The organism is uncultured Brachyspira sp. (genome assembly GCF_944390845.1).
In the GTDB taxonomy this organism is placed as follows: Bacteria; Spirochaetota; Brachyspiria; order Brachyspirales; family Brachyspiraceae; genus Brachyspira; species Brachyspira pulli.
In genome coordinates this window covers 1-24,311 of sequence record NZ_CALXRM010000050.1, presented here as the reverse complement: position 1 = coordinate 24,311, position 24,311 = coordinate 1, and the positions used below count along the sequence as shown (strand labels likewise).

General features: G+C 26.4%; 23 protein-coding genes, 1 tRNA gene and 1 pseudogene. 10 read left to right on the top strand and 15 right to left on the bottom strand.

Features of this window, described 5'->3' with window-relative positions:
* Positions 1–157 precede the first annotated feature (157 nt).
* From Q0K52_RS10340 to Q0K52_RS10325, 4 genes are all read left to right on the top strand, one after another.
* A tRNA-Ser gene (locus tag Q0K52_RS10340) sits at positions 158–243 on the top strand.
* A 13-nt stretch (positions 244–256) separates the two neighbouring features.
* Positions 257–931, top strand: a complete 675-nt coding sequence (locus Q0K52_RS10335; RefSeq protein WP_297299125.1) for a flagellar biosynthetic protein FliO — start codon at positions 257–259, stop codon at positions 929–931.
* A gap of 509 nt (positions 932–1,440) precedes the next feature.
* On the top strand, positions 1,441–2,796 hold the full coding sequence (locus tag Q0K52_RS10330) for an alpha-glucosidase (RefSeq protein WP_297299123.1): 1,356 nt from the start codon (positions 1,441–1,443) through the stop codon (positions 2,794–2,796).
* Positions 2,797–3,630: 834 nt separating this feature from the next.
* On the top strand, positions 3,631–4,575 hold the full coding sequence (locus tag Q0K52_RS10325) for an alpha/beta hydrolase (protein WP_297299121.1): 945 nt from the start codon (positions 3,631–3,633) through the stop codon (positions 4,573–4,575).
* A 4-nt stretch (positions 4,576–4,579) separates the two neighbouring features.
* On the opposite strand, the gene Q0K52_RS10320 is transcribed toward Q0K52_RS10325, so the two are convergent.
* The 6 genes from Q0K52_RS10320 to Q0K52_RS10295 form a co-directional block, all read right to left on the bottom strand.
* A complete protein-coding gene (locus tag Q0K52_RS10320) occupies positions 4,580–6,217 on the bottom strand; it encodes a hypothetical protein (protein ID WP_297299119.1) in 1,638 nt (545 codons plus the stop codon).
* A gap of 84 nt (positions 6,218–6,301) precedes the next feature.
* Entirely contained in the window at positions 6,302–7,078 is a 777-nt protein-coding gene (locus Q0K52_RS10315) for an ankyrin repeat domain-containing protein (protein ID WP_297299117.1), read from the bottom strand.
* A 510-nt stretch (positions 7,079–7,588) separates the two neighbouring features.
* Positions 7,589–8,164, bottom strand: coding sequence for an ankyrin repeat domain-containing protein (locus tag Q0K52_RS10310; RefSeq protein WP_297299116.1), 576 nt, complete (start codon positions 8,162–8,164; stop codon positions 7,589–7,591).
* Between the two features lie 23 nt (positions 8,165–8,187).
* On the bottom strand, positions 8,188–8,895 hold the full coding sequence (locus Q0K52_RS10305; protein ID WP_297299114.1) for an ABC transporter permease: 708 nt from the start codon (positions 8,893–8,895) through the stop codon (positions 8,188–8,190).
* A gap of 22 nt (positions 8,896–8,917) precedes the next feature.
* Positions 8,918–9,916: an ABC transporter ATP-binding protein gene (locus Q0K52_RS10300; RefSeq protein WP_297299112.1), complete on the bottom strand. Its 999-nt coding sequence runs from the start codon at positions 9,914–9,916 to the stop codon at positions 8,918–8,920.
* 225 nt (positions 9,917–10,141) lie between these two features.
* Positions 10,142–10,861 carry a HEAT repeat domain-containing protein gene (locus Q0K52_RS10295; protein WP_297299110.1) on the bottom strand — a complete coding sequence of 240 codons (720 nt, stop codon included), beginning with the start codon at positions 10,859–10,861 and terminating at the stop codon, positions 10,142–10,144.
* A 273-nt stretch (positions 10,862–11,134) separates the two neighbouring features.
* On the opposite strand from Q0K52_RS10295, the gene dhaK reads away from it, so the two are divergent.
* The 4 genes from dhaK to Q0K52_RS10275 all read left to right on the top strand — a co-directional run bounded on the left by dhaK (position 11,135) and on the right by Q0K52_RS10275 (position 14,826).
* A complete protein-coding gene (gene dhaK, locus Q0K52_RS10290; protein ID WP_297299108.1) occupies positions 11,135–12,130 on the top strand; it encodes a dihydroxyacetone kinase subunit DhaK in 996 nt (331 codons plus the stop codon).
* Positions 12,131–12,173: 43 nt separating this feature from the next.
* Entirely contained in the window at positions 12,174–12,788 is a 615-nt protein-coding gene (gene dhaL / locus Q0K52_RS10285; RefSeq protein WP_297299107.1) for a dihydroxyacetone kinase subunit DhaL, read from the top strand.
* A 31-nt stretch (positions 12,789–12,819) separates the two neighbouring features.
* Positions 12,820–14,265 (top strand): dihydroxyacetone kinase phosphoryl donor subunit DhaM, encoded by a 1,446-nt coding sequence (gene dhaM, locus Q0K52_RS10280; RefSeq protein ID WP_297299105.1) that lies wholly within the window; start codon positions 12,820–12,822, stop codon positions 14,263–14,265.
* 75 nt (positions 14,266–14,340) lie between these two features.
* Entirely contained in the window at positions 14,341–14,826 is a 486-nt protein-coding gene (locus Q0K52_RS10275) for an ankyrin repeat domain-containing protein (protein WP_297299103.1), read from the top strand.
* A 25-nt stretch (positions 14,827–14,851) separates the two neighbouring features.
* Here Q0K52_RS10275 and Q0K52_RS10270 read toward each other — a convergent pair whose 3' ends face one another.
* Positions 14,852–15,091 carry a hypothetical protein gene (locus Q0K52_RS10270; RefSeq protein ID WP_297299101.1) on the bottom strand — a complete coding sequence of 80 codons (240 nt, stop codon included), beginning with the start codon at positions 15,089–15,091 and terminating at the stop codon, positions 14,852–14,854.
* 269 nt (positions 15,092–15,360) lie between these two features.
* Here Q0K52_RS10270 and Q0K52_RS10265 point away from each other — a divergent pair, with 269 nt between their 5' ends.
* Positions 15,361–15,798 carry a PepSY-like domain-containing protein gene (locus tag Q0K52_RS10265; RefSeq protein ID WP_297299099.1) on the top strand — a complete coding sequence of 146 codons (438 nt, stop codon included), beginning with the start codon at positions 15,361–15,363 and terminating at the stop codon, positions 15,796–15,798.
* A 373-nt stretch (positions 15,799–16,171) separates the two neighbouring features.
* Here the strand turns inward: Q0K52_RS10265 and Q0K52_RS10260 are convergent.
* The 4 genes and pseudogenes from Q0K52_RS10260 to Q0K52_RS10245 form a co-directional block, all read right to left on the bottom strand.
* A pseudogene (locus Q0K52_RS10260) lies at positions 16,172–17,009 on the bottom strand (hypothetical protein).
* Positions 17,010–17,027: 18 nt separating this feature from the next.
* On the bottom strand, positions 17,028–17,828 hold the full coding sequence (locus Q0K52_RS10255; RefSeq protein WP_297299097.1) for a hypothetical protein: 801 nt from the start codon (positions 17,826–17,828) through the stop codon (positions 17,028–17,030).
* Positions 17,829–17,845: 17 nt separating this feature from the next.
* On the bottom strand, positions 17,846–18,619 hold the full coding sequence (locus Q0K52_RS10250) for a hypothetical protein (RefSeq protein WP_297299095.1): 774 nt from the start codon (positions 18,617–18,619) through the stop codon (positions 17,846–17,848).
* Between the two features lie 30 nt (positions 18,620–18,649).
* Complete coding sequence (locus tag Q0K52_RS10245; protein ID WP_297299094.1) at positions 18,650–19,429, bottom strand: hypothetical protein; 780 nt, start codon at positions 19,427–19,429, stop codon at positions 18,650–18,652.
* A gap of 189 nt (positions 19,430–19,618) precedes the next feature.
* On the opposite strand from Q0K52_RS10245, the gene Q0K52_RS10240 reads away from it, so the two are divergent.
* Positions 19,619–21,361 (top strand): sulfatase, encoded by a 1,743-nt coding sequence (locus tag Q0K52_RS10240; RefSeq protein WP_297299093.1) that lies wholly within the window; start codon positions 19,619–19,621, stop codon positions 21,359–21,361.
* A gap of 12 nt (positions 21,362–21,373) precedes the next feature.
* Here the strand turns inward: Q0K52_RS10240 and Q0K52_RS10235 are convergent, their stop codons facing one another.
* From Q0K52_RS10235 to cdaA, 4 genes are read right to left on the bottom strand one after another with little or no spacing between them, the layout of a single operon-like run.
* Positions 21,374–21,898: a Gx transporter family protein gene (locus tag Q0K52_RS10235; protein WP_297299092.1), complete on the bottom strand. Its 525-nt coding sequence runs from the start codon at positions 21,896–21,898 to the stop codon at positions 21,374–21,376.
* Positions 21,899–21,908: 10 nt separating this feature from the next.
* Positions 21,909–22,271 (bottom strand): NusG domain II-containing protein, encoded by a 363-nt coding sequence (locus Q0K52_RS10230; protein WP_297299090.1) that lies wholly within the window; start codon positions 22,269–22,271, stop codon positions 21,909–21,911.
* Between the two features lie 19 nt (positions 22,272–22,290).
* Positions 22,291–23,400, bottom strand: a complete 1,110-nt coding sequence (locus Q0K52_RS10225) for a CdaR family protein (protein ID WP_297299088.1) — start codon at positions 23,398–23,400, stop codon at positions 22,291–22,293.
* Positions 23,397–24,179 carry a diadenylate cyclase CdaA gene (cdaA, locus tag Q0K52_RS10220; protein WP_297299087.1) on the bottom strand — a complete coding sequence of 261 codons (783 nt, stop codon included), beginning with the start codon at positions 24,177–24,179 and terminating at the stop codon, positions 23,397–23,399. The genes Q0K52_RS10225 and cdaA overlap by 4 nt, the downstream gene beginning before the upstream one ends.
* Positions 24,180–24,311 lie beyond the last annotated feature (132 nt).

Genomic DNA, 24,311 nt, shown 5'->3' with positions numbered 1-24,311 from the left:
CTTTAAATTATGATACACCTATGTTATACTTTAAAAAACTAAGGAATACTTAATGCAATATGTCTGGCTCCTGTGCACACTTTAATCAAATATAAACTTGACTAAAAATCTTATTTATGTTATCATAATACAACTATTTAAGAAAATATATAGTTCTGGAGAGATGCCCGAGAGGCCGAAGGGAGCAGTTTGCTAAACTGTCGTAGGTATCCCCTACCGCGGGTTCGAATCCCGCTCTCTCCGCATTGGTTTTTATATGATTAAAAAAATTTCTATTATATTCTTAATTATTTTCAGTATAGCTTTTACTCAAGAAACTGACACTAATCAAATTGATACAAACAATACTCAAACCAATACAACTGAAACTAATTTCTTTAATGCAGCTTTAGATAATACTAATAATGTAAATGAACCTGCTATACTTCAAGATATTAGAAATATAGAAAACAGAGCACAAGTTAGTAATGGTTGGATGTTTTTTAAAGCTATTATTGGTTTTATAGTTACATTGGTAGGTATTTATTTTGTATTTATATATCTTAAAAATAGATCAAAAAAAATATCTGGTTCAAGTGATATTATAAAAGTGCTTGCAACTACTCCGCTTGCTACTAATAGATATGTTTCTATCATTGAAATAGTTGATGATTTATATTTAGTTTCTATATCCGATCATAATATCAATTTATTATCAAAAATAGAAGATAAAGAAACTAAAGATCAAATAAAAATGATGTATATTAACTCTAAAAATAATATAGTAGATGACAGTTTCAAAAATATTCTTAATCAAACTTTATCTGTATTCAAACAGCCTAAAATGAAAGAAAAAGATCCATTGCAAACTACTTCAGAAATTAGAGAAAAATTACATGATTTGAATGCCAATAATCCTACAAATGTAAATAATGAAGATAAAAAAGAATAATATATACTAAAAATTTTTAACTTTGTCAAAATTAGTTTTTATATTATTATTATTTTCGGGGACTAGTCCCCGAACCCCTACTTCTTTTGGTGCCCCAAAGAAGCAAAAGGACTGCATTTTTGGCATAAAATTACGGTATTGTACTATATTTAATACATATTCTTAAGATATTTAGCTGTAGTATATGCGTTTTTTGCAACTTTTTTGAGCGACAAAAAAGTTGATAATACATTTATAAAATATAAAAATTGACAAAATGTAATTGTTTAGGTATATACTAAAAATTTTTAACTTTCTCAATTTTTTATTTTTTATAAATGTAAATAATATTTTTTATAATATAAAATATCATTGTTTAGTTATAACTACTATAAATCATAATCAACAAATAAATTTTCTTATAAAAATTACATAAAAGTTTTAATTCATACTTTATTGACATTAATTATTTTTTTTCTATACTAAAATTCATATAATGAAATTGTGTTAAACATTTAAGGAGATAAATTATGAAATTCGTTTTAGTAGGTGCAGGAAGTGCACAATTCGGATGCGATATGCTTGGCGATATTTTTGCTACAAAAGCATTAAGCGGTTCTCATATAACTTTGCTTGATATTAATGATAATGCTTTAAAAAAAGTTAATGATTATGTTAAGCAATTTATAGAAGATAATAAACTAGATTTTACTGTTGACGCTACAACAAACAGAAAGGAAGCTTTCAAAAATGCTAATTTTATTATTAGTTCTATAGAGGTAGGAGATCGATTCCAATTATGGGACGAAGATTGGAAAATACCTATGCAATATGGTATACATCAAGTTTATGGAGAAAATGGAGGACCTGGAGGAATATTCCACTCTTTAAGAATAATACCTCCTATACTTGATATAGTTAAATATGCTATGGATATATGTCCCGATGCTTATATATTTAATTATTCAAATCCTATGACTGCTATATGTACTGCAGTAAAAAGGGCATTTCCTCAAGCAAAATTTATAGGATTATGTCATGAAATAGGCTGGCTTCATCAATGGCTTCCTAAAATACTTAGAATGAATTATGAATCTTTAGACATAAAAGCAGGAGGCCTCAATCACTTCAGCTGCCTGCTTGAAATAAAAGATAAAAAAAGCGGAAAAGATTTGTATCCTGATGTATTGAAAAATGCTCATGGATTTTTTGAACATGAAGTAGGATATAGTGATTTATTAAAATACGCTAAAGAACATAATGCATTCTCAAAAACAGAAAATTTTGATCATACTATGGAAGACAAATTAAAAGGAGAATTTATATGGGCTGATAGAAGACTTTTAAAAGTGATATTAGAGAAATATAAACTTTTACCTATCACAGTAGACAGCCATTTTGGTGAATATATCGCTTGGGCTTGGGACGTAGTTGATCATAGAGGAATATTAGATTTCTATGAATTATACAGAACTGTACTTTCAAAAACTGAACCTCAAATATTATTAAGAATAAAAGAAAGAGCATCAAGTATAATAGAAGCTATAGTGACTAATAATGCTTATACAGAAGAAGCAGTAAATATTTTAAATGATGGATTAATAGAAGATTTACCTAATTGGATAGCTGTTGAAGTTCCTGCTGAAATAAGCAAAGATGGAGTAAAAGGTGTAAAATTAAATAATGTACCTAAGGGATATTTATCTCTTTTGAGAAATTATGTAAGTGTATACGATTTAACAGCCGAAGCAGCTATACATCATAAAAAAGAATATGCTATACAGGCTATACTTGCTAATCCAGTAGTTAATGTTTGCAAAAATACTGAAGAAATGCTTGATAGAATGATAGCTTCTCAAAAACCATATTTAGACTATTTGAAATAATTTTTATTAATTAAATAAAATACAAAAGCCTTATAATATTAATTATAGGGCTTTTATTGTAATACCTAAACAACTATATTTTGTCAAAATTAAAATTATATTTTCTTTTTAATATATGTGGCTTTGCCCTTACGAAGTACACAGCGTGCAGCCCCCACTTCTTTTGCCGACGCTCTGCGTGCCGTAGGCAAGGCACCTACTCGGTGGTGGCCCAAAGAAGCTATATATAGGTTTTTATTTAATAGGTTATATATATAAGATAATTTTAGTATGATTTAGTACTAATTCTATCCTCGCACTTTCACGAAGCGTATCCGAGCTTGTCGAGGATATAAGCAACTTTGACGAAGTCCGCAGAGCGTATGCGGCTGGAAAAAGTTGACTAAAAAAATGACAAACTCTAAAATTTTTAGTATATACCTAAACAACTATATTTTGTCAGAAATAAATTGATATTTTTGTTTTTATATCTGGGGCTTTGCCCTTACGAAGTACACAGCGTGCAGACCCCACTTCTTTTGTTGCCACAAAGAAGCAGGCACAGCCCGCCTGTGGCGAAAGGCTGCACTTGGGCTTTAATTTAATAAATTATTTTACATGTAAGACAATTTTAGTATGATTTAGTACTAATTCTATCCTCGCACTTTCGCGAAGCGTATCCGAGCTTGTCGAGGATATAAGCAACTTTGACGAAGTCCGCAGAGCGTATGCGGCGGGAAAAAGAACAACATAAAAATTGACAAACTTAAAAATTTTTAGTATATACAAAAATTATTGTAATAATATTAAAATCTTATATAATAAAAAATCATATTAAATAAAGATAATTATATTATGGATATATTTTTTGAAGAATACGTTAAAATAAATAACATAGAACAATACTTTGTACACTACCCTAGAAAATCAAATACATCATTGATATTTCTTCATGGCGGACCCGGAGAATCAGAAAGCTATTTTTTATATAAAATGCATTCAATAACTCAAAATTATAATTTAATATATTATGATCAAAGAGGTGCAGGAAAAACTCAAATAAAAAATAAATCATCAGAAAATGATATAAAAATTGAAACTCTATTAATAGATTTAAAACAAACAATAGAATATGTTAAAGAAAAATATAAATCTAAATACATTATATTGCTTGGTCATTCTTGGGGAAGCGTTTTAGGCATAGAGTTCATTAAAAAATTTCCTAATTTAGTTTCTGCTTATATCGGTATGGGGCAAGTAGTAAATTTCAAAAAAGGCGAAAAGACAGGATTTGATTACTGTTATAATATAGTAAAAAATAGCGGAAATAAAAAATATATTGAAAGACTTGAAAAAATAAAAAATTATCCATTCAATATAAATAAAGATAATGTTTTTAATTTATTTAAAATATTCAGAGAAATACAAGCAAAATATAAATTAGCAGGATACTATGAAGGAAATGATAAATTAAATAAAATCATAAAACAAAGTCCTTTATATTCTATGAAAAATATATTTACTTCTTCGCCTCTTAATTTAAATAAAAATATTATCTATTATTTAATAAATTATGATACAAGTAAATTCACAAATTTTAATATACCAATATTTTTTATATGCGGTGATAATGATTGGCAGGTTCCTACTGTTGTTGTAAAAGAATATTATCAAACTATAAATGCACCTGATAAAGATTTATATGTAGTTGAAAATGCAGGACATCTTTTAAATATAGAAAACACAAAAGATTATAATATTATATTAGAAGGTATATGCAGCAGAGTAAGCGGGGAATAATTTATTAAACATTAAGACCTACATTTAATTTTTCATAACCTAACTTTTTTGATTCATCTAAATAATGTTTGCTCTTTTCTGTATACTCTTTCATCTTTTCAGCTGTTATAGTTGTAAGCTTAGAATATTCATCATAAACTAATGATAAATAATAATAACTTTCAGCAAGAACAGAATTTGATTTATTATTTTTTATAGACTGCAAGAAATTATATTCAGACTCTTTCAAATCTTTTACTTGCTTCTCTAATTGATATCTATAAAGAGATGCTATTCCATTATTATTCAATAAATAGAAATTATTTTTTTCCTTATTGAGTCCGTATTCAATATCATTTTGTGCATTATTTAAACTTTTTACATCATTAGTTATTTTATAATCTATCAAATACAGCCAGCCTCTATTTATATAAATTGAAGTATTATTTTTATCTATTTCTAAAGCCTTATTATAATTATCTAAAGACATATTGAAATATTTTTTATCATGAGTATTTTTATATTTTTCATTATAAAGATCAGAATATATTAAAAGAGTACTTAAATCATCTTTATTGTTATTATTTTGAACAACTTTATTATAATCATTTAAAGCTAAATTAAAATAATTTTCATTAGAAGTATAATGATATCTTTTTGTATAAAGTACAGACCTATCTTTCAAAGTATCTATATTGCTTTCTTCATGGAAATTATTAATATCTATAATTTTATTATAATCTTTTAAAGCAGCATCAAAATATTTATCATCAGAAGTTTCTTGATATTTTTTACTAAAAAGTAACGCCCTACTCTTTAATACTGCCACATTATCATTATTGGAATTCAATATCCTTGTATATATACTAATAGCATTATCATCATTTCCATTTTCTACTTCTCTTAATGCCATAAGAGATAATTCATTAATATTTAAATTTTCATCATTATTGTTTTTATTTTTTTTAACTACATTCCAGAAAACGTTATCGCCATTTCTATTGTATTTATAATAATTATTGTTTTTAAGTACTAATTTATCACCATCATAATTAGTATCTACAAGCTTATTTTCATTATCTGCCGGAACGCCTTCAGAATAAAAATTATTCTTTTTCTTAGAAGATATTTTATTATCATCTTCTTCTTTTTTATCTTCTTCTTTATTATCTTTTATTTCATCATTATAATTTATAATATTTTCATTATTATCAACTGCACCAGAATCATTACCTTTAAATAAAAATGCCATTACTATTATAGTGGATAATGTTCCTAAAAATATAATTCCTATGGTTTTCATATCCCAATTTAATATAGGACTATTATTTATTAAAGAATTTAAACTGCTTACATGCGGAGCTATATATTCATCGTATTTCACTTCCAAAAGATAATCTAAATTCTTTTTTATATTATTTCTATTTAGGATATCATTTTTATTGCTTATTATACAGTTACTAGCAGCATAAGAAGAATTACTATAAACATTTGTAACACAATTAGTTTGAGGTATGCCATTTCTATTATAAATCCAGAAACATACTCCTGTTATTATTGCCATAAAGAAAAGCAATGTTAACATAACACCATTAGATGAGGACTTTTCTTCTGGAAATTCATAATTATCTTCATTTCTTGTAAAATTATGCTCTTGCTCCATAAAAAAATCCCGATATTGATACGTTATATATCGGATTGCATAATCATAAAAAAAAAGAAATATGATAACTAGATGAAAATTTTTTTAAATTTTATTATTTTTGTTATATTCTTTAATTATATTAATAATTTTTTCGTTATTAGTATTATAGGCATAATCTAAAGCACTATTGGAAGTATTATCAATAACATTCATATCTATATCATAATTGAGCAAAATTTTAATTATATCAATATTTTCTCTTATAATAGCAAACATCAAAGCATTTTTACCTTCATTACTTAGAATATTTACATCAGCACCTGCTTCAAGTAAAATAGCAGCAATATCTTTATGTCCATTAATAACAGATTGTATTAAAGCACTGTATCCAAGATTATTTTTATAATTTATATCTATAGTATTTAATTCTATTATTTTATTTACTATATCTTTATTACCAGCAAAACATGCTTCTATAAGAATATTATTTCCATCATTATTAATTTGATTTATATCAGCACCTGCTTCAAGTAAAATATTAAAAATATCTGCATGTCCATTAGAGGCTGATGCCATAATAGGAGAATAACCAAAATTATTGGCAATATTAATATCAGCACCATATTTAATAAGTATCTCAACTATCTTTTTATGACCGTTGAATGCTGCAAGCATAATCGGCGTTATTTTATCGCTATCCAATAAATTAGGCTCTATTCCTTTTTTAAGAAGTTCTTTTACTCCGTCATAATTACCATGTTCAGAATATATAAAAAGTCTATCTTCATCTTTACTAAGATCATATTTATTGGCAGTATTATACTGAGAATATAAAAAAGCATTAATTGCTAATATAATAATAAATATATATTTTTTCATAATACCCCATTCGGTTATAAAATACAAATCATATATATAATATACGGATTTATATATAATTATGTTAATTATTTTTAAAATTAAATTCTAAAACATATCAAAATTACATATAAAAACATAATAAAATTGACAAAACATTTATATATGTCATAATAAAAATATGGATATTATGATTATTGTATTTATACCAGCATTTTTTGCTATAAGTATTTTATTATCTGCTATTCTTTATTTTATATTAAAAGCAATAAAATTCTTTTTGATTAAATTATTTAACATAGACAAAAAATTACTAGACAAACTTCATATAATTTCATTTATAACTATCAATATATTAATCAGTACTTTTTTCTCATTAGACTTTTATATAAAATAAATATTTATGGAATAGATTTAACTGTATTTGTAGATAAAGATGATCAAGTATATCTTGGAAGTGTAATATTCACTTTTATTTTAATATTAGAAAGTATAATTATTTCTTTTATTTGTATATTTAAAAACACAAAATTATTTAGAGATATTTTTTAAATATTCTGCTGCTTCTTTTTGTTCTTTACGGATAGCAAATTCTAAAGCTCTTTCACCATCTTTATTTTTATGCTCTATATCTGCCCCATTTTCTATTAATAATTTAATTGTATCTATATCATTAATACCAGCAGCAAACATTAAAGGAGTTACAAGTTTGAAATTCTTAGCATTTACATCTGCACCAGCTTCAACTAATGCTTTTATAATATTATATTCTTTTGTAAGCGAAGCATAAAGCAAAGCTGAAAATAAAGGCTTATCTCTTAAATTTACATCTGCACCAGAATCAATTAAATACTCAGCAATTTGACTCTGTTTCTCTGCACAAGCAAACATTAAAGCTGTTATTCCAGTTTTGCTTCTAGCATTTAAATTAGCACCCTGTTCAACTAAAAGTTTTAATATGTCAAAATAACCTTTTTTGGCACAAATCATAAGCAATGTAAATTTAGTTTCTTCATCTCTTGAATCAACTAAACTGCTGTCAGAATCCAAACATTTTTTTACATTATTAAAATCATTATTTTTAACATATTCAACTATATTGCTCATCAATGCTAAATCCTATTTAATCATTATTGCCATTTATAAGATTCTACAAACATAGTAGATATTGATATACAAGCAACTGCCCAAATAAGGAAGAAAATAACATTTTGTATATCTATCATACCTTTAGTAAAATCAGAAAAATATGTTGTTATAGAAATAGCATTCAATAATTTGCTTGCTCCTGTAAACATTTCACTAAGCCAATTTATAATATAAGCAAATACTCCCATAGATACACCCAAAATAGCAGCAACTAATTGGCTTTTAGATATGCTTGTTGCTATAAGACCAAGTCCAAGTATAGCAGTACCAAGTAGGAATAAACCTAAATAACCGCTGAATATAACTCCTATATCTGGTTTTCCAAATACCATTAAAAGTATAGGATAAACAAAAGTCATAGCAAGCAATGAAACATAAACAACTAATACAGATAAATATTTTCCTATAACATACTGAAGTGAAGTGATAGGTGCAGTCATTATAAGTTCAAAAGTACCGGATGCACGTTCTTCAGCTATAAGCTTCATACAAAGAATGGAAAGAAATAATATTGTAAAAAATCCAATATTATACATAGTGTTTTCCATAACTGCCAATCTGCTATAGTAGACTTCTATAGTAAAAAAGTATCCTGTTAAAGCTAAGTATATAAATCCTAATATGTAATATAAAGGAGATACATAAAAGGATTGAATTTCTCTAGAAAATACAACATATATATTTCTCATTTTAACCCCTTGAAATTATTTATTATTCAGCACTTTGATTAGATGAATTAATTCCATCTCTAATATATTTAGACTTATCAAAATCTTCATTTTTCTTTTTATCTGTAAAGTAAATAAATACTTCTTCCAATGATCTTTCTTTGGCTCTGATTTCTAAAACGCCAAAACCATTATTAACTAAATGTTTAACTATAGCAGCTCTTGAATCATTGCCTCTTTCACATTCTATAATAATATCGCCATAAGAATTACATTCAGCCTGAACAACACCTTTAACCTCTCTAACGCATAAAAGAGCATCTTTATATCTTCCATCTACTTTAAGCTCAATATTACCGCCTAATATCTCTCTGTCCATAGCCATTTTCAAGCCTTCAATTGTATCCTCAGCTATTAATTCTCCGCTGTCTATAATTAAAGCTCTTTCACAAGTATCTTCAACTTCACTTAATATATGTGTAGAAAGAATAACAGTTCTTGTTCCGCCTAAACTTTTTATTAATGATCTTACCTCTATTAACTGATTAGGGTCAAGTCCGCTTGTAGGTTCATCTAATATTAAAACTTCTGGATCATGTATTATAGCCTGAGCTATTCCAGTACGCTGTTTATAACCTTTAGATAAATGACCTATTATTCTATTTCTATATTTTGTAAGTCCTGTTATTTCTATAGTATTTTCCAAAGCTGTTTTTACATGCTTTCTTGGTATGCCCTTAAGTTTTGCACAGAATCTCAAATAATCTATAACTGTCATTTCAGTATATAAAGAAACATTTTCAGGCATATACCCTATTCTTTTCTTTATTTCTATAGGATTGTCGTATACCTCATAATCATCTAAATAAACATAACCGCTTGTAGCAGGCAAATAACCAGTAATTATACGCATCATAGTACTTTTACCGGCTCCATTAGGCCCTAAAAATCCAACTATCTCACCTTTATTTATGGTATAAGACACACCTTTAAGTGCTAGATACTCCCCATAATATTTAACTATATTATCAACTTTTATCATTAATAATCCTTAAAATATTTATTATAAAAATGAATGTAATATTATAACAACAAATTTTTTATTTATCAAGTTACAATTAATAATATATTATCGCAAAATAATGTTTTTCCATAATAAAAAATTATTTGAAATATCGATTAAATATTGTTTAAAAATAAAAAAACCTATCAAATTCATGATAGGCTTTTTTATTAAAATAAAATTAATGTTTTTCTATTTTATTTATTATTGAGCTGTAGTTGTGTCAGTAGATTGAGTATTACCACCATTATCTCCGCCTGAAGCAGGTTTGATATTTTTGATAGCATCAACAGCAGCTTGTCTAACAGCAATAAAATATTGTTCATTTTGAGCTAAATCAATTAAATCACTTAAAGCAGCTTGATCGCCTATTTTACCTAAAGCTACAGCAACTTCATAAACGATACCTTGAGTTTTAGCTAATCTTAATTGGAAAAGCAAAGCAGCTACGCCTTTATTGCTTCCTATTTCACCTAAAGCTTGAGCAGCAGCTATTATATTAGAAGTTTCTTGTTCTAAATATAACATTTGAACTATATATTCTACAGAAGTTTCTGATTTAGCAGCTTTTGCAGCTTGTAAAGCTTGATATCTAACCATAGAATCAGAATTATGTGTAGTAGGTGCGTTCAAACCATAGCTTACATATCTATTAATAGCTTCTAATAATGTTTCAGAATTAGCACCTTTTTCACTTAAAGCTTTGAAGCACATAGCTTTAACTTGTGGAGTACCGCCTTCTATAGCAGATATTAAAAGTTTTTCATCTTGATTTGCTAAAGCATCTACAAAATTCTGAGCTAAAGCTTCTCTTGGTTTATTACCAGTAGTACCTGATGTTTCAGTAGTAGTTGTTTCTTGAGCAAAAACAGATGATAAAGAAAATGCAAACATTAATGTTACGATAAATATTTTCTTGAGCATTATACAACCCCTTAATATATTAAGTTTTACTATAATACAATTATTATTCAATAATTGCAAGCAAATTTAATAAATTTATAAAAAATAATTATGTTCAAAAATAATACATATTAATTCTATTTTATTATCTTTTTATTTTACATAATAAATTCTAATAAAGTTAAATATTTTTATAATTTTTTAATAATCTCTTGAAAAAAGGCGTATAATAATTATAATATATAAGTATACATAATATTGTAAATAAAAAAACTAATAATTACAGAGGATATTATGAAAAAAATATTAAATAATATTGATGATGTAATAGTTGAAGAACTTCAAGGGATGCAAAAAGCATATAATAACTTAATAGAAGTTAATTATGACCCTATGTTTGTAACAAGAGCAAATAAAACTGATAAAGTAGCTCTAGTTTCAGGCGGAGGATCAGGACATGAACCTTTACATGCTGGTTTTGTAGGATATGGTATGCTTGATGCTGCTTGTCCTGGAGCAATATTTACTTCACCTACTCCAGATCAAATGGAAGAAGCAACAAAAAAATTAAACAACAAAAAAGGTGTTGTATTTTTAGTAAAAAACTATACCGGCGATGTAATGAATTTTCAAATGGCTGAAGATTTATGCAAAGCTGAAGGTATAGATGTAAGAAGCATTATAATAGATGATGATGTATCTGTAAAAAATAGTTTATATACTACAGGAAGACGCGGAGTTGGTGCTACAGTATTTTTCGAAAAGATTTGCGGTGCTTCTGCTGAAAGAGGAGACAATATAGATAAAGTTTTAGAATATGCTAACTTCTGTAAAGAAAATGCACGTTCTATGGGTATGGCTTTAACTTCATGTACTGTACCTGCAGTTGGAAAACCTACATTTGATATATCTGATGAAGAAATTGAAATGGGAATAGGAATACATGGAGAACCAGGCAGAGAAAGAATAAAAATAATAAGCTCTGCAAAAATAGCTGAAACTATGATGGAAGCAATATGTTCTGATATACCTTATAAAAGCGGCGATGATGTAATTTGTATGGTTAATGGTATGGGAGCAACTCCATTAATGGAACTTTATGTATTATACAATGATGTTGATAAAATAGCTGAGAAAAAAGGATTAAAAATTGTAAGAAATCTTGTTGGTAATTATGTTACTTCCATAGATATGGCAGGAGCTTCTATTAGTTTAATGAAAGTTAATGAGGATATAATAAAATTATGGGACTATCCTGTTCATACTGCTGCTTTAAGATGGGGTATGTAATAATTAATATTTATATATTATTATTTAGCAAAAGGAAACATTAATGTATAATAAAGAAAAAATAAAAGAATGGTTAATTAATTTATCTTTAGTGTATGATGAAAATAAGGACTATTTAACAAAATTGGATTCTGATATTGGAGATGCTGATCATGGAATAAATATGAGCAGAGGATTCGGTTTTGTAAGAGAGGCTTTAAATAAAGATGATAATGCTTCAATATCATCAATATTTAAACAAACTGCAACTACATTAATAAAAAATGTAGGAGGATCTTCAGGTCCTTTATATGGAACTTTCTTTCTTAATGCTAGTATAATTTCATCAAACAAAGAAGAATTATCATTAAACGATATTGCAGAAATATTTAATAAAGGAACTAATGCTATATGTACATTAGGAAAATCAAAAGCAGGCGAAAAAACTATGCTTGATACATTATTTCCTGCATTAAATGCTATGAAAGAAAATATTGATAATGTAGATGATTTCAAAAGTAAAGTGCTAATATCTGCAGAAGATGGTATGAAGTCTACTATAGATATGATTGCTACTAAAGGTAGAGCTAGTTATTTAGGTGAGAGAAGTGTTGGACATCAAGATCCTGGAGCTACTTCTATTTTTATGTTAATAAAAGAATTATTGAATGTTTTATAAAAATTAAAAAATTATTGATAAAGGAAATAATGTGGTTAGTTTAATATTTGTTTCACATAGTTATGATCTTGCTAAAGTTACAGCTGAATATATAAAAAAGGTTACTAATACTAATGTCCCTATATCTTTTTCCGGAGGAAGCGGAGATGATCATCAAGAACTAGGTACTGATGCTGTAGAAGTTTTTAATGCTATAGAAAGTGTCTATTCTGATGATGGTGTTATCATATTTTGCGATTTAGGAAGTGCTTTGATAAGTTCTGAATTGGCTTTATCTATGCTTGATGAAGAAAAATCAAAAAATGTAAGAATGACTTCTGCTCCATTTATAGAAGGCGGTATTAATGCTGCTATACAATCATCTTTAGGAAAAAATATAGACGAAGTAATTAATGAATCATTGGAAAGTTTATCTCCTAAAATATCCTATGTTAAAGATAAACTTGATTATACTTTCAATAATAATGATTTATTGGAAGATATAGAGTTTAAAGATTATGTGAAAGGCGAATATAAAATATTATTGGAAAATGGTTTTCATGCAAGACCAGTATTTATGTTTATCAATATAATAGCTAATTCTAAAAGCGTTGTATTTATATCAAATAAAACAAAACATAAACCTCCAGTATCTGCAGATAGTATAACTAAAGTAACTTTATTAAATATAGAATACGGTGATATAATGGAAATATATGCTAAAGGACCTGATGCGGAACAAATTTTGGAAAAATTTGAATATTTGGTTAATGGTAAATTTGAAACTAGACATAAAACACAATTAACAAAAAAAATAGAAAGTGATTTCGTTGTAGTTTCTGACGGATATGTAAGCGGAACAGCTACTTATATGTATTTTGGAATAAATGTAAAAAAAGAGTATATAAAAGATATAAAAGCTGAAAAAGAAAAATTTGAATCAGCAATAGAAAATGTTAAAAAAGATTTATTAGCACAGAAAACTATTATAGAACAAAAAAATCTTCAAAATAATGAATATTTAATATTTGAAACATATATATCAATGTTATTTGATGATTATGTATTAAAAGAAGTGTATGATCTTATAGAAAGAAAAAAATACTCTGCTGCTTATTCTTACAATAAAGTAATGAGAAATATATTCAAAAGTTTTGACTCTTTAGATGACGGATACATTAAAGAAAGAAAATATGATATAGAAGATATATTATGTCAGGTATTAAAATATTTACTAGATATAAAAATAAATATACCTACTGAAGATGATATTATTCTTATAGTTGATAATATATATGCTTCTATCGTAACAGAGATAGGACAAAACATAAAAGGTGTAATATCTATTAATGGAAGCCCTATATCACATGCAGCTATTTTGTTAAAATCATTGAATATACCTTATGTTATATTTCCATCTGCTATGCAATTAAAGGGTAAAAAAATAGTTATTGATACAAAAAATGAAGCAGGAAAAGTTATCTATTTACAAAAATAGAAAATAATTCCTATTTTACTATTAATAGTTTCTATTGTTTTAAAATAGAATCAGATATAAAAATTGGAAAAATAAATGAATAATATCAATACTATAATCATAGTTGTAATAGTTGCTGTTGTTATATTATGGCCTATTATAAAAAAAATTACTAAAAATATAAAAATAGAAAATTCTGATAGTATTCATATAGCATGCCTTTATGGGGATTTAACTAAAATTAAAAGACTTTTAGCTTCCGGTGCTAATATAAATTCAAAAGATTTTAGCAATAAAACCCCTTTAATGTATGCTGCTGAAGATGGAGCAATAGATACAATAGATTTTCTAATAAAAAGTGGTGCCAATATAAATGATACAGATGTAAGAGGCGACTCAGCTTTGATTATAGCGGTAAAGAATAACAATATTAAAGCATCTGAGCTTTTAATAGAAAGCGGTGCTGATTTAAATATAAAAAATGAAGATAATAAAGATGCATTTGAAATAGCAAAAGATTTAGGGCATAAAGAAATTATTGATTTTATAGGTAAAAAAAGAAGCGATACCATTAAACAATAGCATCACTTCTATATTCTTTCCAAAATTAATTATGATTGTCTGTTCTAGTAATATTAGTAGAGCCGCATATAGGACAATGGGATACTGAATCCTCTATTATATCATCGATTTGAGTTAAATCATCATCTTCTGATATGTTAATCTCTTGATCATCTACTGCCCAAAAATTAGAACAATCTTTGCAGTAAAAATGAATCAAATACTCTCTGTAGGTAGGATAATTTCCTTCTATTTTTCTGTATCCATCAATTATATTATGAACCATACTCCCTCCAAATTTTGTTACTAAAAATAATTTAATAATTTTTAAAAAAAAGTCAATATATTATATATCGAATAATATATTGAATTATTAATTTTTTTTAAAAAAATTTTAAAAGAAATTATACAAAAATCAATTATATAAAATTTTTATTACATATATTAAAATAATATACACAAAAATGTAAAATAATAATTTTTTTCTATAATAATTTTACATTCAATCACAAAATATGTTTTATAGTATATAAAAAGTATTAGAGGAGCGAAAGCATGGTAAAAAATATTAAATTTTTCATCTCTATAGTATCTTTAATGATATTTTCAAACATTATGTTAATGGCAGAAGATATGCCTATTCAAGCAAATCAATTGCCAAAACCAGCTCAAACTTTCATTAGTGCAAATTTTGCAAATGACCCTGTTGTATATGCTGAACAAGACAGAAATAGTTTTAAAGTTGAATTACAAAGCGGTGTTGAAATTGATTTCGATAAAAGCGGTAACTGGACAGATGTAACTTCTGAACGCTCTCCTTTACCTACAAACTTTATGCCTGCTGCTGTGGTAAAAGGTATACAAGCTAAATATCCTCAAGTACCTATATTAGAAATAAGCAAAGAATATAGCGGATATAAAGTAAAATTAGGAAATAACAGAGAAGTTTATCTTGATAATAACGGTAAAATAACTGGAGATAAATTAGACTAATACATAATTCATAAAAAAATAAAAAAAGCTGGTATTTTATATGCCAGCTTTTTTATTGCATAACAACAATTTATTTATACAATTAATATTTTATTTGCTTCTTATATAAAACATTTATAAATTATTACCATAAAATAAATAATAAAAATCTATTTATAAAGATAAAATAAATCATTTAAAAATGTTTCTGTTTTCGAAATAAGAAAAAAATATTTAAGCTGCAAATTAAAATTAAAAAATAACAGAAAAGTTTATGTTGATAACAATGGTAAAATAGTTGGAGATAAATTGGACTGATTAAAGAATCGATATAATTAGTAAAAAGGGCCTGTGATAATTTTCACAAGCCCTTTATTTTTTACTTACTTTATATTTATTTTTTACCAGGATCAAAAACAGTATCTTCATTTAACAGATGCTTATATTCTGTAAGGTAATAAGCTATAAGTTCATTAACCTGTTTTTCATATTTATTTTTTAAGGCTGGCCCCCAAATAGGGTTCCACAATATTTCATTTAAAATTCCAGTTACTACACCCTGAAGAGTATAAGGAACTTCATATTGTCCTACATGATGAAAACCTATATTATGCATATGTTCATGAAACATTAAACCTGCTGTATTAGCATAAGTTTGACTTTGCATATAAGTAAAATAGTCTCCAAATAAAACAGAACTTAAACTACCCCAATTACCAGTACTGAATCCTATCCATTCACCTATAGGTATTTCATTTTCTGGCTGAAGCCCGTAACGAAGATATCTCGATTTACCCACCGGTCCAACTCCATTACCTGCTGCAACTCCTACTCTTTTTTTATATCCAAAATCATATTTAAGTGAACGTATGCAGTTATTAATTTTTGAGGATCATATTGATCGCCATATTGTAAAGTATATCCTCCATAAGAATCTCCAACAGAAGATTTTAATGAATTTTTTGATGCCTTTACACGTTCAGCAAACTCATCAGAATTAACTGCAACTCTAATGAGTGCCATACATACCAACATATATTTTTTTCATCTACTGTAATAGCAGTATATTTGTTTACATTGCTGTCTATCTCAAAGCTATCTATACCAACCTGCCAGTAAGGATATTTTTTATCAATAGTTTCTCTGCTGAAATCATCAGGCTTTAATACCCCATTTTGGCATCCAAAAACTGATAATAGCAGTAAAACAAAAACAAATAATTTTTTCATCATAAAACTCACTTCTATAAATTATTTTATACCAGGATCAAAAACACTATCTTCAGTTAACAAATCTTTATATTCAGTATAATAATAAGCTGTAAGCTCATCTAACTGTCTAGCGTATTTATCTTTCAAATTTCCATACAATATTCTTTCTATTAGTCTCTGCACAACATCTTGAAGTCCATAAGGTACATTACTATTCTGATTAATACCGGCATGAGTAAATCCAATATTATGCATATGCTCATGAAACATTAATCCAGAAAAAGAAGCATATCCATATAAATTGTTACCAGACCATTTTATCCAGTTATCATTTTCAAATCCAACCCAATCTGCTGTAGGTATTTGATCTAATGGCTGACCTCCGCAATATCTGGCATATCTTGAAACTCCTACTGTACCCAAACCTGCTCCGCCTGTTGATAGCTTCTCATAAGTAAAATTATACTTTACTGTACGCACTACTTCTGTCAATATGTCAGGATCGTATGTTTCTCCTGCTTTAATGCTGAAATTTCCATAAGAATAATTACCTCCAGCTGTTAAAGCTCCTTTGGCTCTTACTTCTGTTGGAAATTCTTCAGAATTTAAAGCTGTTCTAATAAGAGCCATACATCTCAATATAAAACGTTTTTCTTCAACTGTTATTGTAGTATAAGATTTTAAATTATTAGCAATTTGGAAATGACCAACTCCAACCTGCCAATAAGGATATTTTTTATTTATAGATTCTTTACTATAATCATCTGGTTTCAATACATTATTATTACAGCCTAAAACGGACAACAACAATAAACTAAATATAAATATTTTTTTTAGCATGTTTTCCTCCTTATCAATTAATTATTAGGCAATATCTTCACACCAACTTGAAAACCTATATCGAAACTAGATATTGTCTGCTTTGTCATTTTAGCAATACTTTGATCATTAATAGTAGGTCTTTTTAATGACATACCAAAATCTCCGCCGATATATCCGCCTAATGCTAATTCAAATTTTTTATCTGTATAAATAGAATAATCTACTGAAAATCTAAGATAAGGTATTACTGGAACATTAAATACATCTTTCATTTGAGATACATTATAATGCTCTATATTTCTAGTGATATTATCTTTACTGTAATCTGTATAAGACGACATAACTTTAGCATAAAGAGGAATTTTTAATCCGAAATTCAATCCAAATGAAAATTTCTTCCAATTAAATTTAGGATATATACCCAAAGCCATACTTTCAAACATATACACATAGTTATTTTGATAGTTCTTATCAGCACTTTTTCTATAATAAGAAAATTCATCATGTGTATATCCCAATTCTCCGAGTACACTAACACTCATATCTTTGTTTATTTGAAATCTATACCCTATATCAAATAAAACACCAGAATCAAATCCAGCACCGGAACTTCTATCTGACTGTTTTACTGCATTTTCAAAATTCTTTTTATCTGCAGTAGTAGCTTTTTCATTAGTTAAGCTATAACTATTTAACCCTGCTCCAATTCCTAAAGGAACAAATATTCCTATTTCAATACCGCTTTTAGCAAATACAACACTTGTAGAAGCTAATAACATTATTATAAATATATTAAATAATCTTTTCATAATATTCTCTGTTTATTACTTTACCTTTAATTAATTCATAGGTCTTATTTTAGTACCTACTAGAATTCCTAAATCAATACTAGCTATATTTTCTATAGGATTATTAACTTGACTATTGCCCTTACTTTTATCATTATATTTTAACGCAAAGTCATAGTCAAAATATGCCCCTACAACAAAATCAAATTTCTTAGATGTATATACTGCATAGTCAAATGTTAATTTTAAATATGGTATGATATTAGAAGAAAAATAATTTTTATAATTCTTTGTGTCCAACATTTTTATTGTTTCTGTAGAATAGCCTAAAAGCTTATTATAGCTTGAATTGTTCAATGTACCGCTTACAAAAATTTTCATTCCGAAACCAAAACCAAATGAAAATCTTTTATAATTAATTTTAGGCAATACACCTATAACTACACTATTAAAATTATAATATCTATAATTTTGCATTTTTAAAGCTAAAGAATTAGTATTGCTGTCTTTACCTCTATAATTAAAAGTATCTCTGCTGTAACCAAACTCTCCCATAAAACTAAAACTAATATCTCTATTAAGCTCTAATCTGTAACCTGCTTGAAATAAAAAACCTGCCTCAAATCCTGCTTGGGAAGTCATTGTATTATTGCTTACATAAGTGTTATATTTATTTAGTTCATCTTTAGTAAAAGTTGAAAGAGGATCATTAAAATAATGAATTCCTACACCTATACCAACAGGAACAAAAACACCTAATTCTAATCCGCTTTTAGCAAACGAAATAGAAGTAAAAGCAAATAATATTAATAATATTTTTACCGCTTTCATCTTGATCCTTATTTTTGATTTATAAAATTCATATTAACATAATTAGATATATTATACAAGTATTACATATCAATATATGTGCAATAAAGCATCATAAATTAATTTAAAAAAAATAATAAAAAAATAAATTGTATAAAATAAAATATGTTATATAATTTCAAGTAACATATTTTAATTTCGGATAACAACATGAAAACCAATATATTAAAAAATAATATCTTTTATTTGTTCTCTTTGATATTAATAATATTACTTTATTATACTATAACACAATTACTTTTCCCTATGTTTTCAGTAAATAAAATGAATTTCAGCATTATAGATATACTCTATGCATATATATTTTCAATAATATCATACATACTTTCGAACAAGAATAAATTAACTTCGTACATATTTATAATAGTTGTTGTGTTTTCATTTTTTACGATAGAACCGCTTTGCATAACAATAGATGCTAAACCATTGTTTTTTACAGATATGCCAGACCTTTATCCATCTCTTATAGAGGTGCTTCCTTTATATATGCAAATAATAACAATAACTGCAACAGTACTTTATTTCGGACTTTTACTTGCTTATGCTTTGTACTTCATATACAGAATTTATAAAATATATAAAGTAAATGTCAAAAAAGGAATTATAATGGCTTTAGTAGTCATAGCAACAACATATATATCATTCTTCAGACCTGTAAAAATGAATTCTATATATGCTGATTATACAGAAATAGCAAACAAATACGGAATAATAAATACTATAAGCTATAGAATATCCTATGATGAATCTACTAAGATAAAAGCAAATAAACTAAATGTTGAAGAAGCTGTAAAATTATTAAGAGATAAACAAAACAAAAGAGATGTATCAAATTTAATACTTCCTTATGATACTGATAAAAAAAGAGATGTATTTATAATATTTATGGAATCTTTTTATGATTATTCGCATTTCCTTCCTTTAATAGATAAAGATCCTTTCCCAAAAGAATATAGAGAATGGGCAAGCAATTCTACTAAAGTTGGACCTAATGATACTTACGGCAGTTTATTTGCAAGAACCTCCGGACTTATAGGAAGTTCTCCATTATTTCCTAAAAAACAAAAAACTCCTATATACTCTACTTTACCATACTTAATGAAAGAAAACGGATATCATACTATAGCATTAGAAGAACATACTGTAACTTATTATCTTGATAAATTGCTTCCAAACATTGGAATGGAAGAAGTAGTTTTTAATGTAGGACTTACAAATATTAAAAATTATATAAAAACAAATAACAGCGATAAACCAATATTTTTATCAGGATTTACATATTTAGGACATGCAGGAAGTTATGTTGAAAACGATTTAGATGTATTTGAAAATAATAAAAGATTAATTGATAAAATAAGTAAAAAAGATATAAAACTTTTTGTTGAAACTATGGAAAACTCAGCTTTACAAGCTCAAGATATATTAGATACTAGAGATATAATATTAGAAAAATATCCAGATGCTATTATAATATTTAAACATGATCACTTATACCCTTATTTAAAAAATATGGTTCATAATTCAAATATAGATGATAATATAAAAACATATTTCTTTAATAGTTATACAGTTTCTCCAATGCTTATATGGAATGGTACAAATGGAGCATATAAATTTGAAGAAGATGGTTTTGCTCCGGAAAATATACCTTTATTTGTAGCTGTTAATACAAAAGCAAATTATACCAATTCTATAGTATCGCTTCTATACAAAGATAAAACAGACGGAATAATTAGATTCTATAATGGTTTTTATACTAATGATAATGGTACAATAAAGAAAATAGAGGTAAGCAAAGAAAGTGAATCGTATAAAGAAAATGATGCACAAAGAATATTAGCTGAAGATATTTTGAGAGGAAAAAAATATTTTCATGCTTCTATAAATAAATAAGTAAATAAATGATTACGCTTGAATATTATTTTCTACAGAAAGTATCATAGTAATAATACCTACTATGCTTCCAGTTATTAAAGATAATACAAAAACAGGCACTATCAAAAAACTAATATCCGGCAAACTAAATAAATATTTTGATAAAAAGGCTTGAGATAAATTACTGATAAGTGAACCTGCTAAACTTATGCCAAAAATTGAAAATGTATTTTTAAAATAACTCATTAATTTCATTATGATGATAGAAGTTATTCCTCCGCATAAACCTAAATAAAATGGAGGTGTAAATATATAAGCAAAAACAATAGCAACAGATATATTTTTTATTAAAATAAGAAGTATAAGTTCTCTAAATTTAAAAACATCTATTACCATCAAAACTATAATAAAAGAAAAACCTATTCTAAAATAAGGTACTGGTCTTGGAAACATATTTTCAACTGCCGCAATAAATGATGACAGAAAAGCAAAAAATATTATATCGTATATTCTTCTTTTACCTGTATGTGATTTTATACTATCAAAAAAATTCATAAAATTATCCCTACTGAACAATAGAATCTATTTCTATATTATCCTCAACGTTTTTCTCAAATCTTATCGATATGCCATTAGGCATACATATTATAGGTGCATTTTTTAAAACTCCTGCCTTTATACATAATTTATCCCTACAGCAAGAATCTGTAAACATGATTTGACCATTACTAATAGATATTTTGGATTCGCCTAATATACCCTGTACTATAATTTCTCTGTTTGTATTTAAATCGTATCTTAATGATTTATTATAAGAATCTATTATTACTTTACTGCTTTTATTTGAAATTAAAGTTTTAGCATAAAAAAATGAAAACAATATTATAAAGATAAATATAATTATATCCCCATATTTTAACTTTCTCATCAGTTTATTATATTACCTATTAATTTGTTGATTCATTATTTGTTATTGAATTATCATTTGTAATTACAATATTATTAGTTACCGTATTTGTTATAATATTGTTAGTTATTATATTATTGGTTATAATATCATTAGTTTCAATATCTTTAATAATACCAGCATTTTCTCTATCAATAACTTCTATATCAAAATATGAAGGTTCTATTTTCACAAGTTTTGTATGAATAGGTATATTAGCTTCAACTGATATATTTGAATACATACCAGCATTAGTTATATCTTTTAAATCGATAGATAATATAATATCATTAGCAGATACATTTGTAAGAAGTGCCTTATTAGCCTCCAAAACAACCTTATTAATAATAAATGCTTTATCAGTATTAATATTAAATTGACTGTTTAAATTATCTATATTTATAACAATATCATTAAATTCAACCCTTTCAACATCTTTATTAAAAATAACATTAACATTAACTCTTGATACATCTGCTTTAACATTTTTAGGCAAATTCAATCTTGATATAGTACTATAATCCAAATACCTATCAGTTAAATCAAGATTATAAGTCTTTATTTCGTCTATAGCTGATATAATAGTCTTAGGGCCTGATATAATTGTATTAGAAGGATTTACTATTATATTGTCAACGCTTAAACCTAAAGAAGCAACTCCAATTGTAGGAACTTCTATAGGTACAGTTTTATAAGCTAATTCATCTAATACTATAGGTATTTTATTAGGAGAAACTGATATATTCATTTTACTATAATCTATATCTCCGTCTAAATAAACCTCATAAGTATTGCTTCCTATAACCGCATTAGTAAGATCTATATAAGCATTAAATTCTGTAGGGAGCTCATAAACATTATCTTTAAAACCTTTCAATGTTACAGTGATAGTTTCAGGTACATGATTTGCAATTAATAATCTTGAAGGTATATTTTTTATTTGTACTTTAGTAATATAATCTTTTGTATACTCTTTCTGATATCTTACAAATAAAAATAATAAAAATGACATAAGTAAACAAAGCATTTTTATCCAAAATCTATTCGTTATATGACTTAACGCTTTCTTATAATCAAACTTCTTTGAATTTAGCTTTTTTTTGTCAATCATTTTTTTATCTCTAAAAGTTCTCCAAGTCTTTCATCTAATTTTTCTCTGCTTAAATTATATTCTAATATCCCATTATGAACTATGGATACACATTGAGTTTCCTCTGAAACAACAACTACAACAGCATCTGTCTGCTCTGAAACACCTAAAGCTGCTCTATGTCTTGTACCAAGTCTCCTGTTCTTTATTTTTGGTTCTATTTCAGTAAGAGGCAAATATGCACTTGCCGCTGCTATTCTGTTTTCCATTATAATAGCTGCACCATCATGTATAGGATTATTTTTAAAAAATATTGATTCTATAAGCTCTATAGATATATCAGCATTCAATTTTACAGCTCTATCTACCAAAGAATGAAGAGATATATTCCTTTGAAATACTATTAAAGCACCATAACCTTTATATGATAAGTTAAAAGTGGCACTTAATATTTTTTGAATTTGATCTTCATCATACCTGAATGATTTCTTTAAAAAGGCTCTTCCGCCTAATATTCTAAGTCCATGTTTTATTTCCGCTTGAAACAACACAACTATTGCAATAAGTCCGACTTGGAAAAATTTATCAAATATCCATGATAATGTTGAAAGTCCGAATATTTTAGCCAATATTGTAATAAAGAAAAGTATTATAAAACCAACTGCAATACTATATGCTCTTGTATTGTACATTAACATATATATTATATAGAACAATACTGCAACTAATACTATATCAAGACCATAAAAGAAATATCGCCAGTTTGAAGTTGTTATAAAATTATTAATATTATAAAACATGTTTTTTTATTCTATCATAAATACAAAGATTTGTAAATATAGCTTATAAATTAAGATTGCACAGGAGCCAGACATATTGCATTAAGTATTCCTTAGTTTTTTAAAGTATAACATAGGTGTATCATAATTTAA

Bases quoted from the DNA above. Each gene is read 5' to 3' on its own strand.
- Q0K52_RS10235 (WP_297299092.1), bottom strand. From the start codon at position 21,898: ATGAATTTTTTTGATAGTATAAAATCACATACAGGTAAAAGAAGAATA.
- cdaA (WP_297299087.1), bottom strand. From the start codon at position 24,179: ATGTTTTATAATATTAATAATTTTATAACAACTTCAAACTGGCGATAT.
- Q0K52_RS10270 (WP_297299101.1), bottom strand. From the start codon at position 15,091: ATGGTTCATAATATAATTGATGGATACAGAAAAATAGAAGGAAATTAT.
- Q0K52_RS10265 (WP_297299099.1), top strand. From the start codon at position 15,361: ATGGTAAAAAATATTAAATTTTTCATCTCTATAGTATCTTTAATGATA.
- Q0K52_RS10275 (WP_297299103.1), top strand. From the start codon at position 14,341: ATGAATAATATCAATACTATAATCATAGTTGTAATAGTTGCTGTTGTT.
- Q0K52_RS10295 (WP_297299110.1), bottom strand. From the start codon at position 10,861: ATGCTCAAGAAAATATTTATCGTAACATTAATGTTTGCATTTTCTTTA.
- Q0K52_RS10255 (WP_297299097.1), bottom strand. From the start codon at position 17,828: ATGCTAAAAAAAATATTTATATTTAGTTTATTGTTGTTGTCCGTTTTA.
- dhaK (WP_297299108.1), top strand. From the start codon at position 11,135: ATGAAAAAAATATTAAATAATATTGATGATGTAATAGTTGAAGAACTT.
- Q0K52_RS10240 (WP_297299093.1), top strand. From the start codon at position 19,619: ATGAAAACCAATATATTAAAAAATAATATCTTTTATTTGTTCTCTTTG.
- Q0K52_RS10245 (WP_297299094.1), bottom strand. From the start codon at position 19,429: ATGAAAGCGGTAAAAATATTATTAATATTATTTGCTTTTACTTCTATT.
- Q0K52_RS10315 (WP_297299117.1), bottom strand. From the start codon at position 7,078: ATGAAAAAATATATATTTATTATTATATTAGCAATTAATGCTTTTTTA.
- Q0K52_RS10330 (WP_297299123.1), top strand. From the start codon at position 1,441: ATGAAATTCGTTTTAGTAGGTGCAGGAAGTGCACAATTCGGATGCGAT.
- Q0K52_RS10230 (WP_297299090.1), bottom strand. From the start codon at position 22,271: ATGAGAAAGTTAAAATATGGGGATATAATTATATTTATCTTTATAATA.
- Q0K52_RS10225 (WP_297299088.1), bottom strand. From the start codon at position 23,400: ATGATTGACAAAAAAAAGCTAAATTCAAAGAAGTTTGATTATAAGAAA.
- Q0K52_RS10300 (WP_297299112.1), bottom strand. From the start codon at position 9,916: ATGATAAAAGTTGATAATATAGTTAAATATTATGGGGAGTATCTAGCA.
- Q0K52_RS10325 (WP_297299121.1), top strand. From the start codon at position 3,631: ATGGATATATTTTTTGAAGAATACGTTAAAATAAATAACATAGAACAA.
- Q0K52_RS10335 (WP_297299125.1), top strand. From the start codon at position 257: ATGATTAAAAAAATTTCTATTATATTCTTAATTATTTTCAGTATAGCT.
- Q0K52_RS10310 (WP_297299116.1), bottom strand. From the start codon at position 8,164: ATGAGCAATATAGTTGAATATGTTAAAAATAATGATTTTAATAATGTA.
- dhaL (WP_297299107.1), top strand. From the start codon at position 12,174: ATGTATAATAAAGAAAAAATAAAAGAATGGTTAATTAATTTATCTTTA.
- Q0K52_RS10320 (WP_297299119.1), bottom strand. From the start codon at position 6,217: ATGGAGCAAGAGCATAATTTTACAAGAAATGAAGATAATTATGAATTT.
- Q0K52_RS10250 (WP_297299095.1), bottom strand. From the start codon at position 18,619: ATGAAAAGATTATTTAATATATTTATAATAATGTTATTAGCTTCTACA.
- Q0K52_RS10305 (WP_297299114.1), bottom strand. From the start codon at position 8,895: ATGAGAAATATATATGTTGTATTTTCTAGAGAAATTCAATCCTTTTAT.